9 protein-coding genes are annotated in these 12,916 nt (G+C 54.1%); 4 read left to right on the top strand and 5 right to left on the bottom strand.

The genetic code is table 11. The features are described 5' to 3' along the window. Positions 1-8: 8 nt before the first annotated feature. The 3 genes from EFA69_RS09195 to EFA69_RS09185 all read right to left on the bottom strand — a co-directional run bounded on the left by EFA69_RS09195 (position 9) and on the right by EFA69_RS09185 (position 4,015). Entirely contained in the window at positions 9-1,127 is a 1,119-nt protein-coding gene (locus tag EFA69_RS09195; protein ID WP_123132802.1) for an NAD-dependent epimerase/dehydratase family protein, read from the bottom strand. Positions 1,128-1,154: 27 nt separating this feature from the next. Further along, positions 1,155-1,868, bottom strand: coding sequence for an SDR family oxidoreductase (locus tag EFA69_RS09190; RefSeq protein WP_123132801.1), 714 nt, complete (start codon positions 1,866-1,868; stop codon positions 1,155-1,157). 836 nt (positions 1,869-2,704) lie between these two features. Next, positions 2,705-4,015 (bottom strand): hemolysin family protein, encoded by a 1,311-nt coding sequence (locus EFA69_RS09185; protein ID WP_123132800.1) that lies wholly within the window; start codon positions 4,013-4,015, stop codon positions 2,705-2,707. A 222-nt stretch (positions 4,016-4,237) separates the two neighbouring features. Between EFA69_RS09185 and EFA69_RS09180 the strand changes: the two genes are divergently transcribed. Continuing rightward, entirely contained in the window at positions 4,238-6,454 is a 2,217-nt protein-coding gene (locus EFA69_RS09180; RefSeq protein WP_123132799.1) for a cytochrome c biogenesis protein CcdA, read from the top strand. Between the two features lie 88 nt (positions 6,455-6,542). Here EFA69_RS09180 and EFA69_RS09175 read toward each other — a convergent pair whose 3' ends face one another. Then, complete coding sequence (locus EFA69_RS09175) at positions 6,543-7,073, bottom strand: DUF4385 domain-containing protein (protein WP_123132798.1); 531 nt, start codon at positions 7,071-7,073, stop codon at positions 6,543-6,545. 68 nt (positions 7,074-7,141) lie between these two features. Here EFA69_RS09175 and EFA69_RS09170 point away from each other — a divergent pair, with 68 nt between their 5' ends. After that, entirely contained in the window at positions 7,142-7,699 is a 558-nt protein-coding gene (locus EFA69_RS09170) for a hypothetical protein (protein ID WP_148041313.1), read from the top strand. A 294-nt stretch (positions 7,700-7,993) separates the two neighbouring features. Beyond that, positions 7,994-9,037 carry an isoaspartyl peptidase/L-asparaginase family protein gene (locus EFA69_RS09165; RefSeq protein ID WP_123132796.1) on the top strand — a complete coding sequence of 348 codons (1,044 nt, stop codon included), beginning with the start codon at positions 7,994-7,996 and terminating at the stop codon, positions 9,035-9,037. A gap of 64 nt (positions 9,038-9,101) precedes the next feature. Here EFA69_RS09165 and EFA69_RS09160 read toward each other — a convergent pair whose 3' ends face one another. Continuing rightward, on the bottom strand, positions 9,102-10,733 hold the full coding sequence (locus EFA69_RS09160) for a hypothetical protein (RefSeq protein ID WP_123132795.1): 1,632 nt from the start codon (positions 10,731-10,733) through the stop codon (positions 9,102-9,104). Positions 10,734-10,890: 157 nt separating this feature from the next. Between EFA69_RS09160 and EFA69_RS09155 the strand changes: the two genes are divergently transcribed. Further along, positions 10,891-12,822 (top strand): hypothetical protein, encoded by a 1,932-nt coding sequence (locus tag EFA69_RS09155; RefSeq protein ID WP_123132794.1) that lies wholly within the window; start codon positions 10,891-10,893, stop codon positions 12,820-12,822. Positions 12,823-12,916: the final 94 nt, after the last annotated feature.

The following is a 12,916-nucleotide window of genomic DNA, read 5'->3' as shown; positions in this document are numbered from 1 at the left end:
ACGCAGCGTTAAACGGTTAAGCCTCTGGCCGCCAGTTCGGCGCTGGCCTCATTCACGCGGTCGTACGCAATCTGTCCCTCCAGCCAGTCGGCCAGCTCGGTTAAGCCGCTGTTGAACTCAACCTGCGGGTAGAAACCGAGCACTTTATTGGCCAGGCTGATGTCGGCGTAGCAGTGCCGGATGTCGCCTACGCGGTACTTGCCCGTAATCTCTGGCATCAAGTCTTGCTTGCCCATTACCTCGGCCAGACGCTCGCCAATCTCTCTAATGGTGTAGTTGTTGCCGCTGCCCACGTTGAAGACCTGCCCATTGGCTTCTTCTTTCTCCATGGCCAGACGGCAGGCCAATGCCACATCGCGCACGTGCACGAAGTCGCGCTGCTGGTTTCCGTCCTCAAAAATCATAGGAGCATTGTTGTTGAGGAAGCGCGACGCGAAGATGGCCAGCACGCCCGTGTACGGGTTGGAAAGCGCCTGCCGCGTACCATACACGTTGAAGAAACGCATGGCTACGGTGGGGATGTTATAAGCGCGGCCTACCATGAGGCAAAGGCGCTCCTGGTCATACTTAGACAGCGCGTACACCGACGAAAGTGACGGGATTTTAGACTCTGGCGTAGGTACGGGCTGCAAGGTTCCGCCTTGGCCGTCCTGTAGCTCCCAGTTGCCGGCTTTCAGTTGCTCCAAGCCGCGTTCAACGGCAGTGACGGTCTCGCCGGAAGCTGATTTATATAGGCCCTCACCGTAGATGCTCATGCTGGAGGCCACCACCAGTTTGCTTACGGGTTTCTCAATGAGGCATTCCAACAGAACGGCGGTGCCGATGTTGTTCACGTCTGTGTACTCCTTGATTTCATACATGCTCTGGCCCACACCCACCATGGCCGCGAAGTGGAACACCGCATCTACCCCGTCCAGGGCTTTCATGACGGCGGCTTTGTCGCGCACGTCGCCAATTTGTAGTTCAACGGCCGGATTCAGGTACTCGGGGCGCTCACAGTCTTTGCCGTGCACCTGCTCAGAAAGGTTGTCCAGCGCGCGAACTTCATACCCAAAGTTGATCAGTTCATCTGCCAGGTGCGAGCCAATGAAGCCTGCACCGCCCGTAATCAATACTTTCTTTTTCATCGTCATTCGTGGGTGTTTTTTAGGGGGTTAAAAAGGTTGTGGCGTGGGCCGAAGGGTGAGGTAGTTCAGCGAGACGTGCCGGGGTTGCTGCAACGCAAACAGCACGGTCTCGGCTACCTCCGCAGGGCTCAACGCGCCATACCCGATAGATTCAACAGTGTTATATCCAGAAATGGTGTTTTCAAAGAAGGAGGTATCCGTGACACCCGGGGCGATGGTGGTGACCCGCAGTTTGGGCAGCGTCTCCTGCCGGAGCGTCTCGGCAATGATGTTGAGGGCGCTCTTGCTGGCCGCGTAAATGCCACCGTACGGGTATGCCTGTCCCGCCGAAACGGAACTCATGATGACCACATCGCAGGCTCCTTTCTCCAGCATACCGGGCGTAAAGGCCCTGATGAGCCGCAGCGTACCCATGATGTTCAGGTCCAGCACCTTCTGCCATTTGGCGGGATCGCCCTCCGTAAGTTTCTCATGAATGCCTTGCCCGGCGCAGCATACCAGTACATCTGGGTGACCGTAGGTCTGGGTCACGTGGGCATAGAGCGCGTCAATGTCCTCTGGTTGGGTGACATCACAGGTGACATGATCAACTCTTGTGCCTGTTGGGCCAGCCGCCACATCGGCTGTAATGACGTTCATGCCTGCTGCGGCCAGTTTCTCCGCGATAGCTTTCCCAATTCCAGACGCTCCGCCACTTACCAGGGCAATGGGAGTCTGAGTATGGGAAGGAGGAACAGTCATAGAAGAAGATGCTGATAAATTCCTATATAGTTTTTTTACTTTTTAATGACAGGAAACGGGAAAAAGCCCTTGAAGGTTATGCCACAAGTAATTCTGTAGAGCAGCAGAAAGAGTACCTGTTCATCTTTTCTCTGTCTTTTAAGAGGATGATGAGTAGGATTTTGCTTGAATTGTAGTATTGAGATTTTGGCTGAAGGTGGTTGTTAACTAATTGATGAATTGAATCTTGGTGAAAAGTTTACCCGTGCGTTACAGAAAGGGCTATAGTAAAATAATGGGATGTGTTAAAACACGCCCCAAACCTGCTGAAAGGAAGAAGTCATAGAAGAAGAAGCTCAAAAAAGGCTGAAAAAAAGTAAAAGCCGCTTTCATTGCTTTACGTCCGATTCTGGAAAAAGAGCCTCTAAACGCACTTAATCATGTGGCTAATCTTTCCCTTCCCCTATTATCTCTGCTAGCCGGAGACTCACGCCATGTTTTGCCTCAAGCTGTAACAGCCTTTGCTAGCCGCAACTCTTCCAGTCTTCCCATCGAGCGCCTCGCTAGTGGCCAAAGGATAGCAGAAAATAAAGGCCAACTGCATTGGCTTGGCCGCAAGGGCTTGCGAGAGGGGAAGACGAGGCCCCGCGGCCGTGAGCGCATAGCGGAAACTATGGAACAACAAAGCTTATAAAGCCTAGACAAGCCAGCATTCCAATAGCATTAGCGGAATGCGTGCACAACAAGGCCTCCGGCTGAGATCAAGACCCATATAAAACAATAAAAGCGTTTAGGGGCTGTTTTTCCAAAAACAGCCCTTAAACGCTTAAAGATTTCCTAATCTAAAATGAGGTGTACTACAAGATGTCGTCGCGTTTGTCTTCCGTTACCGTCAACAACACCGATTCTACATTCCGTTCGGTTTTCTCCAGAATCCGGAACTCATAGACGCCGTGCACTACGGTTTCGCCTATCTCCGGAATGCGGCCGTAAATCATGTTGAGGTACCCGCCCACTGTTTCATAGTCCTCGCCCTCGGGGAGCGGATAAGGCAGGTCGTCGTTGGCATCCTGAACGGAGACGGAGGTGTTTACCTTGTACTCAAAATCACCGGTTTTCTCAATGAGCGGTACTTCCTCATCGTACTCGTCCTGGATTTCGCCTACCAGTTCCTCAATGATGTCTTCAATGGTGACAATACCCGAGGTGCCGCCAAATTCATCTGACACTACGGCAATGTGCATGCGGTTGCGCTGGAAATCTTTGAGCAGGCGGCTGATCTTCTTGGTCTCCGGCACAAAGTAGGCTTGGCGCATGAGCTTCTCCAGGTTCACCTGCTCGCCGGCGCGCAGCACCACCAAGAGGTCCTTCACGTACAGGATGCCCACAATGTTGTCAATGGAGTCGCGGTAAACGGGCATGCGGGTGTAGCCTTCGTTGAAAACCACGTCAAAAATTTCCTGCTCGGTAGACTCCAGGTCCAGGGCCACCAATTTGGTGCGGGGCACCATGATCTGCTTGACCATGCGCTCATTGAACTCAAACACGTTCTCAATAAGCTCCTGCTGGCTGCCGCCAATCTCGCCGCTCTCGGCGCTCTGCTCAAACAGAAGGCGGAGCTCCTCGGCGGTGTGCACCTCAGAGCCGTGCATGGGCGTGATGCCTACGCGCTTTAAGATGAAGTTGGAGAAACCGTTCAAAATCCAGATGAACGGCAACAGCACGTAATAAACAATTCTAAGCGGAATGGCCACTGCCAGGGTGGTAGACTCGGGGCGCTGAATGGCCAGGGACTTAGGTGCCAGCTCCCCAAATACAATGTGCAGCACCGTGATCACGGCAAACGAGATGGGCAACGCAATCTGATGGGCCAGCTCCGGATCGGCGGCCACGTTCATGGCGTGCATGATTTCAATGATGATTTCAGAGACCACGCCTTCGCCAATCCAACCCAGGCCCAGAGAAGCCAGGGTAATGCCCAACTGGGTGGCCGAAAGGTAAGCGTCCAGGTGCCCAATCATGTGGTGGGCCACTTTGGCCAGTTGGTTTCCGGCCTGCGCCCGGAGCTCAATCTGGGAGGCCCTTACTTTGACAAGCGCAAATTCAGCGGCTACGAAGAAACCATTAAGTGCTACCAGTAGAATGGTAAATAAGATATTTAGGATCATAGGGTATACCAGCTCTCTAGGTACAAGAGACCAGTTAGAGTCAAATTTAGTGGTTTATTGGCACTATCAAACAGTTCAGGTGCGTTTGGTCTACGAAGATGGCCGTAGAAAGTAAATGCCCAAAGCGCAATCTGCGTCTGGGGCTTTGCTCGTAACTATGCTGCTATGTGGGGTATTTGTAGTAATTTGCCCCTTTATTACAGACAAAAATTTAAGACAAACATGGCAATAAAACGCCTTTGGATACTGCTGCTGCCCCTCTTGCTGCTAGGAACCGTGGGGCAGGCGCAGGTACTGAAACCCGCCTCCTGGAGCTACGACGTCTCCTCCACCGAGGTGAAAGTGGGCGAAGAGGTGGACCTCATCTTTAACGCGAAGATTATCCCAGAGTGGTATTTGTATTCCTCAGACTTTGACCCTGATCTGGGGCCCATTGTCACCACCTTCACCTTCCAGAAGCACCCTTCTTACGCGCTGGTAGGCAAAATAAAACCCGTAAACCCCAAGAAGAAGTATGATGAGATGTGGGGCGGGGAGTACACCTATTTCACTAAAACCGCTCAGTTCAGGCAGCGCGTGAAAGTGTTGCAGCCCACGCTGGTGATCAAAGGAAGCTATGAGTATCAGGTGTGTTCTGAGATTAACGGGCAATGCATCCCTGGTGAAGACGATTTCCAGTTCAACCAAATCAAGGTAGTGCCGGGAGGGGGTGTCCCTGCCGCCACACCTATGCCTGCCACGGGTACCACCGGCGGCAGTGCCAATGACGCACCTTCGGCTACCACCGGCGCCGTGGCCCCTATGTTGGGCACCACGCAGGCCGCCACGGGTTTAACGGGAACCGCCGCAGATACTGCCTTAAGCACAGCCAAGGCCGCGGATGATTCTTCTGCCGCCGCCGGTTTGGCTGCCGGAGACTCTTCTCTGACCACGGCGTCTAATACGGCCACCGTGGCTCCTGCTACTGCCGGCCTAGCGGCGGGCGTACCTACCGAAACCCTCTGGGAATTTATGCTGGGCGCTTTCCTTTCTGGAGTGGTGGCGCTCCTGACCCCCTGCGTGTTTCCCATGGTGCCTATGACGGTGACCTTTTTCACCGGCGGCAGCGCCAGTAGGGCTCAGGGCATCTTCAAGGCCTTGGTGTATGGTTTGTCCATCATTGCTATTTACACGCTGATCGGGACTATTTTTGCGAAGGTATTTGGTCCGGAGGCCGCCAACTTCTTGAGTACGCACTGGGCGCCTAACCTTTTCTTCTTCTTTATTTTTCTGCTGTTCGCCATGTCTTTTCTGGGCATGTTTGAGATCACGCTGCCGCACTGGCTGGTGAACAAAGCCGATGCACAGGCAGACAAAGGCGGCTATTACGGCGTTTTCTTCATGGCTCTTACCCTGGCGCTGGTGTCCTTTTCCTGTACCGGTCCCATTGTAGGATCGCTGCTGGTGATGTCGGCGGGCGGGGAGACGTTGAAACCCATTGCCGGGATGTTCGCCTATTCCCTGGCCTTCGCGCTGCCGTTCACTTTGTTCGCCATTTTCCCCAACTGGCTCAGCAGTTTGCCTAAATCCGGAGGCTGGCTGAACTCGGTGAAGGTGTGTCTGGGGTTTATTGAACTAGCGCTGGCCCTCAAGTTCCTGAGCGTGGCCGACCAAGTGTACCACTGGCGTTTGCTGGACCGGGAGATTTACCTGGCCCTGTGGATCGTGATCTTCGGGCTGATGGGCGTGTACCTGCTGGGGAAGCTCAAATTCTCCCATGACTCAGACCTGCCGTACCTGAGCGTGCCCCGTTTGCTTCTGGCGGTTGCCACGTTTTCATTTGTGGTGTACCTGATACCAGGCATGTTTGGTGCGCCCCTCAAGGCCATGGCCGGTTACCTGCCGCCGCAGTCTACCCATGATTTTGATTTAACGGCCAGCAGAGGTGCCGTGGCATCTGCCCCCAACACCCTTTGTGACACCCCAAAATACAGTGAGTTCCTGCACCTGCCCCACGGGCTGCAAGGGTACTTTGACCTGGAGCAGGCCAAGCGTTGCGCCAAGGAGCAGGGCAAACCCATTTTCATTGACTTTACCGGGCACGGCTGCGTGAACTGCCGCGAGATGGAAGCCAACGTATGGTCCCACCCAGAGGTGCTGAAGCGCCTGAAGGAAAATTTCGTGATTGCCGCCCTCTACGTAGATGACAAAACCGAACTTCCGCAGAGCGAATGGTACACCAGCACCTACGACCAAAAGCAGAAAACCACCTTGGGTAAGAAATACGCCGATTACCAGATCACCAAGTTCAACGTGAACGCCCAACCCTACTATGTGCTCATGGACGAAAACGAGAACTCCTTGGTGACCCCGGTGGCGTATGAGAAAGACGTGCAGAAATTTATTCAGTTCCTGGATGCCGGCGTGGCCGCTTACCAAGCCAGAAAACAAGCGCAATAAAAATAGATACAGTGCACCAAACCAGAGCCTCGGGGAACCGGGGCTTTTTCCGTTTAGGGGCCGTTTTTCCCAAAAGAGCCGCTAAACGCTACTTCTCATAATACTGCTCTTTGAACGCCTGTTTCTGCCTGAGGTACTCCGGGTGATCTTTGGCCCTGAACCAGAACTCCTTGAACACCGCCGCCGCCTGCGCCTTCTCGTTCGTGAGGGCATCGTCTTCCTGCGGGAGAATAGCATTGCCTTTATGGGCGCTGCCCGAGGAATAGGGGTAAGGCTTATCCGCCGAATGGTCTGTGCCTGAGGTTTGGTACTTGCGGCCTCCCTTGTGGTTGGCGTAGCGGCGGGCGCGGGTAAATCCCATCTGCAAAAACTTGCGGCCCATGTCTGCGCCCACAAAATCCTGCTGCGCAAGGTACTCCTCAAACAAGCTGTAGATTTTCTGGGCTGAAGCCAGCGCCACCTCAGCGGTCTTGAAGCGCCAGTGCGGCAGAATCTCACTTTTGTACGGCTCCACCAGCAATACTCCCTGCTCGCCCACGCCTATCCGGTACAGATGGGGCTGTAGCCTGAAATTGGTGGAGGTAAAGTCAAGGGTGTAGTTGAAACCGTTCTTGGTCATAGTTGCGGAGAAATGGTACCCAAGCGGGGCATCTGTACGTATGGGGGGTGTTATCTTTTGTTTATACTATGAAACAAGCACACCTGTTTCCAATTGCCGTTTTGGTTTTGTTCACGGCCATTCTGCTCTGCACGGTTTCCTGTGACACCACTCCCCGGGAGCGGAAAGAGATGGCGGCCAACGAACTGGAGAAACTAGATGAAAAAGCCAGCCAGGCTGCCACCAAGTCTAAGGAAGAACTCAAAGAGGCGGGCCGGGCCTTAGCCAGGCAGCGGGAAGAACGGAAAAAGCGGGAAGCCCGCGGACCAGTTCCCGGCAAGCAGGCCCAAATGGAGAGAGAACTCCTGGGCGATTACCAAAACCTGTCTGACGTGACGGCCCAAAACCTGCGCGATGCCTACGTGCACTTCCTGCAGCAGGTACGTGACCGTAAGAACGTCTGGACCGCCGAAGACTGGGACTACGCCAACGCCATCTACAAACGGCTGAACGAACGCGAGCGAGCCCTGCATGACGACATCATCCTTCGGCACGCCACCAAAATAAAAGCCCTGCAGGCCGAGTACGTAGCCCTAGAGAACCGCGCCGATCTTCAAGATTACCAGCGTATCAAGAAAGGAGAATAGAGTCCGCATGTCCAACGCCGCTGAGGTGCAGTTGGGCATAACGTTTTACCATAGGAAAGCACGGGCGGTGGCCGGTGCTTTTTCCGTTTAGGGGCTCTTTTTCCAGAAACAGGCAAAAACTGGCATGACCTGAAGGGGCTGTAGTGCGGCGGCGGGTCTTTCTGTTTGCGCTTCAACCATCCACATGCCAATTTCAGGGTTTTGAAATTCCAGCTGCGGCGGTGCCGCTCCCAGTCACCTGAATTTTGCTTACATTAGCACATCTTCACACCGCTCAACAAGCACAACACGTCAATGAAAAAGCCGTTTCTTTTCGCCTGGTTCTGCCTTTGCCTAGTGGCCACAGGGTGGGCCCAGCAAGCCAAGCAGGACTTCAGTAAGATTACCCTGGTCATCCATGGCGGGGCAGGTACCATCACCCGCAAAAACATGACCCCAGAGCGGGAGAAAGCCTATCAGGAGGTCCTGAACCAAGCCTTGCAGACGGGTTATGCCATCCTGAAGAAAGGCGGCTCCAGCCTGGATGCCGTGGAGGCTACCGTGCGGGTCATGGAAGATTCGCCGCTGTTCAACGCCGGTAAGGGCGCGGTGTTCACCAATGAAGGCAAGAATGAACTGGATGCCGCCATCATGGACGGGAAAACCCGCAAAGCCGGGGCCATTGCCAGCGTGACCACCATCCGGAATCCCATTTCCACGGCCCGCGCCGTCATGGAAAAGTCTGAACACGTGATGATGATTGGTTCCGGCGCCGAGAAATTCGCGAAAGAGCAGGGTCAGACTATCGTAGATCCGTCTTACTTTCGTACCGAGACCCGTTTCCAGCAGCTCCAGAAAGCCAAAGCCAATGAAAAGGTGCAACTAGACCATACAGACACTACCAGCAGCATCATCAAGAGCGAGAACATCTTCACTGAAGGCCGGAAATTCGGGACTGTGGGCGCCGTAGCCTTGGATGCCAACGGAAACTTGGCCGCCGCTACCTCCACCGGTGGCATGACCAACAAGCGCTACGGCCGCGTGGGCGATGCGCCCATCATTGGTTCCGGCACCTACGCCGACAACGCCACCTGCGCGGTATCGGCTACGGGGCACGGGGAGTTTTTCATCCGCGCGGTGGTAGCCTATGACATTGCCGCCATCATGCGCTACAAAGGTGCCTCTGTGAAAAAAGCCGCCGATGAGGTGGTTATGGACAAACTGGTGAAGTTTGGCGGCGAAGGCGGGGTCATTGCCCTTGACAAAAACGGAAACTTCGCCATGCCTTTCAACTCAGAGGGCATGTACCGCGGCTACATCAACAATAAGAAAAGCGAAGTGCTCATCTACAAAGACTAACGCCAGTTTCCGTTTAGGGGCTGTTTTTTCAAAAAGAGGCCGGAAACGCTCCGGCCTCTTTCTTTTACCGGGTGCTGTCTTTGGGGAGCACGAAGAGCTTCACCTTCCCCCGCCGGGCAAGCAGCCGTGCCGAAGGGAACTGGGGCAGAATGGTTTTCTCTTTCTCGCGGGCCATCAGTTCAGGGTGTTCCAGCACGCCGTTGTTGATGAGCAGAAACACCGTGTCCGTTCTCTGGGCCATGGAGGGCAAGTAAGCCGAATATTTCTGATAGGTATAATTCTGAGGGGTATCAAACCCATAGAAATAGGGGTGCCGCCGCAGCATGATAGAATCGGTTAAGACTATATAATTCCCTGCGGGATGCTTGAGGTGCCGGTCAATGATTTCTTTCTGTTCTGCGTAGTAAGAAACCGTGGGCTTAAAGATGAAATAGACGGGTCTAATGCACAGCACCAGCGCCACCACGGCCAGCCCCAGAGCAAAAGGCACCGGCTTTCTGTAAAGAAACAGCCCCATAAAGAAAACCACCAGCGGCGCATACATAACCGCCAGATTCTTCTCACCCAGCCCGGCACACAAGCCAAACAGCAAGACCAGCACAAGAAAAGCAGCGCGTTGGGGCCAAACTTTTTCCAGCGCCAGTCCGGCGGCTAAGCAGAACGTGGGCAGCAGCGGGTGGAACATGCGGGGCAGCAGGGGCATGGGTTTGTAGAAATCTACCGTGGCCGTCCCGAACCAGATAGGCAAGAGCATGCTCAGCAGCGCCACCAGCCAGAAACTGTGCGACCGGCGCAGGTGCAGCAACGCAGTCCGGCCTGTGCGGAAAAAGGAAAGCGCGGCAAAAGCCAAGGGAATTGCCAAACCAGACCCAATGAAGAAGAGCAGCGGTTTATAGGTGAGGCGTGGCAGCAGCGTAGTTGCCCGGGAGTCTAGGTATTCCTGTTTGGTTTCAAGGGTATTGGTGGCCTTGATGTCATAGAGCCGTTGCAGAGCATCGCCGGAGAAGATTTTGTACAGGAGAAAATAGGCCGCCAGCAGCAAAGCGCCCGCCAGCAGGGCCGCTGCCCAGAACCGCCAATTCTCCCGCCGTTTCAGATGGTACAGAAGCACACACAGGTAAAAAGGCACGGTATAGACAATGGTTTCCTTGGTGAGAAACGCCAGCAGGTTCAGGGCCGCAAAAGTAACTCCCCAGAACACCTCCTGTGTGGAAGACGGAAACGGTTGCCGGGCCTTGTAGAGTACCATGAGGCAGGCCGTAGTGAAGAACAGCACAATGTTGTCTGGGTACAGGTAGTTTGCCGTGTTTAGCTGGAAGTAGTACAGGCCCAGCAGCACCAAAGCCCAGGCCGTAGCTGCGGGGTGCTTCCGGTGCAGCCCCGCGTACAGCAGCAAAAGAGTGCCCAGGGTGCATAGCAGCGGCCATAGGGTAGTGGTATAGATGTTCATGCCCCATAGCCAGTAAAACAGAGACGTGGGCACAAACACCATAAACCGGTGGCAGAAAGAATAATTGTCAAAATGGAAGCCGCCGTGCAGCAATTGGTGGGCGTACAGGCTATAGGAGTAATCGTCTCCGAAGTAAAAGCCTTCATGCTCCGCGAAAAAGTACAGCAAAGTGAAACCACAGACAAATAGAAGCCAGAAAAGCGGGCTTTGGCCGGTGCGGCGAATGTTCTGTAAAAAAGAATGCACAGGATTCTGTTAATTTAAGCGGTAAGTTCAGCAAAAGGCCTGCGCTTTGCAACAAACTCTTCTTTGGAATGCTCTCACTTTCAGCGAACTTTGCATTTGCATACTGGGTTGGGTAGTATCTTCGTTAGAGGAATAATCATAAAAATCAGTGTTTTTCATGAGGTTAGGGAATATTGGACGAATCTGCTTGCTGTTTCTGTTGCTGTGCTCTTTCAACACGCGGGCGCAGGTCATGATAGAAACCCGGCTAGGGTATAATTATCTGGACAAGTTTGAGTTCACAGACGAGTGGCAGTACCTCACCACTGACATGTACCTGTTCAATGCCGGGCAGTTCACCAAAGTGATCAACGAACTGGAGCAGGGCACCACCAAGGCCCGCCGGCGCGATTACATTAACCTGGAGTCTCTGTTTATCTCGGCGCAGCTCAAGAACGCGAAGCTATTTGGGCAGGAACCGGTGGTGTACCCGCTGTATAACTTCGCGCTGGAGCCCGCCAACGACAAGAAAAACTACTCCACCCGCATCTCAGACAACATTGACGCCATCCGGATTATTGACAAACTCCCTCTGGCCGCCGATGAACGCAACATTGACGCTACGGTAGAAGCCAAACTGTTTACCTCAGACAGCCGCGAGCTTTTCTTCAACATCATTGCCAACCAGCTCACCAATATAGCCAAGCAGGTAACTCCGCAGGCGGCCATGCTTTCGCTGGTGGGGGAGTTTGGGAACCTGATCCGGAACAGCGCCCAGCGCAAAGAATACAAATTCAGCTCCACCATCAGGCTGTATGAAGGCCAGAATTTTGATACCCGGCTGCACTCAGTGCGGGTGTATATCTTTGTGCCGTCGTTTGCCAAACTGCCCGCGCTGCGCACGCCCCGGCTCACCGAGTTGCTGAGCAACAGCCCGCAGGGGTTTGAGCGCCAGAAGCTGGAGGCGGCCCTCAACTACAAAGACTACCCGGTACTGGTGGTGGCCAACTACAAGTCACTATACCGCATGGATGCCCTCTCGGGCAGCGACATCACCTCTGAGACCATTGAGCGCCGCCGCATCAGAATTGAGCAGGCGTTCACGGCCGGTCTGGTCACCGAAGATGCCTACAAGCAGGAAAAGCTGTTCATTGAGTTCCTCCGCAACTTCTCTGACCTGAAGCAGAACCTCAACAACTACCGCCTCAACTACAAGAACAACAGCCCCGAGGTAAACGCCAAAACGCTGTTCACCGTCATTCAGGAATACAAACGCTTGCGCGCCCTTGCCGGGCAGCGCGACCGCGAGTTCTCCCGCAATTACACTTACCAACGGGTGTTCAAGAACGAGTACAGCACTATTCTGGCCGCCGCCGACAGCTACCTGGAAACCGATTACAACCTCAAGAACGGAAAAGAGCTGGTGAACACCGTACTGGATCTGGAGCAGGAGCAAACCCGTTCCTATTCTGTGGCCCAACGCGAGCAGTACCTGAGCAAACTCTACGCGGTGGAATTACCTACCCCGGAGTTTTTGGCCAGTACCCTGGAAGGCGAGGGCATCTACCGGCACCTGAACCGGCTGGAGTCTGCCCAGTTCAATGACGTATACGCCAAAGAGGTAACCCGCCTGCGCGATGCCGCCCCCACCGAGGAGAACATCACCTTGCGGAATACCCTTTTGGAGAAAGCAAACTCCACCAAATGCCGCAGTTGCCGCGAAGAGGTGAAGCTAGCCGCCCGTCAGTTCAACCAGCGCCTGGAAGAGCAGCAGTTGGAAAAAGAGAAAGTACGTTTGCAGGAACTCAATCTTCAGGCGGAACGAAAAATCCTAGCCTATCTCAAGCAGGACGACTGCATGGACAATGCCTTTAAAACCCAGTACCCTTCGGAAGCTCTGCCCGAGTACGTGCAGCGCCTTTATGAGAAGAAAGTGGAACTGAAGAAGCACGTGGCCGAACTGGATACCCTGTACAAAACCCCGCCCAAAGAACTGAAACTGGAGACGGTGCGGGAGCACAACCAGCGCCTCAACGGTTTCATGCGCCGCCTGGACCAAGCCTACGCCGATATTTGCACCGCCGAAAAGAACCTCTGCGGGTGTGAGTAGAAGAGTCAGCTTTTTCAACTGGCCCAGTTGCGTTTAGGGGCTGTTTTTCCAAAAACAGCCCCTAAACAGAAAAGCCCCTCCTGAGAAAGGAGGG

Origin of the sequence: Rufibacter immobilis (assembly GCF_003721565.1) — a bacterium.
Classification (GTDB): Bacteria; Bacteroidota; Bacteroidia; order Cytophagales; family Hymenobacteraceae; genus Nibribacter; species Nibribacter immobilis.
This window is presented reverse-complemented; position numbering and strand designations above follow the sequence as displayed.

Bases quoted from the DNA above. Each gene is read 5' to 3' on its own strand.
- EFA69_RS09195 (WP_123132802.1), bottom strand. From the start codon at position 1,127: ATGAAAAAGAAAGTATTGATTACGGGCGGTGCAGGCTTCATTGGCTCG.
- EFA69_RS09190 (WP_123132801.1), bottom strand. From the start codon at position 1,868: ATGACTGTTCCTCCTTCCCATACTCAGACTCCCATTGCCCTGGTAAGT.
- EFA69_RS09185 (WP_123132800.1), bottom strand. From the start codon at position 4,015: ATGATCCTAAATATCTTATTTACCATTCTACTGGTAGCACTTAATGGT.
- EFA69_RS09180 (WP_123132799.1), top strand. From the start codon at position 4,238: ATGGCAATAAAACGCCTTTGGATACTGCTGCTGCCCCTCTTGCTGCTA.
- EFA69_RS09175 (WP_123132798.1), bottom strand. From the start codon at position 7,073: ATGACCAAGAACGGTTTCAACTACACCCTTGACTTTACCTCCACCAAT.
- EFA69_RS09170 (WP_148041313.1), top strand. From the start codon at position 7,142: ATGAAACAAGCACACCTGTTTCCAATTGCCGTTTTGGTTTTGTTCACG.
- EFA69_RS09165 (WP_123132796.1), top strand. From the start codon at position 7,994: ATGAAAAAGCCGTTTCTTTTCGCCTGGTTCTGCCTTTGCCTAGTGGCC.
- EFA69_RS09155 (WP_123132794.1), top strand. From the start codon at position 10,891: ATGAGGTTAGGGAATATTGGACGAATCTGCTTGCTGTTTCTGTTGCTG.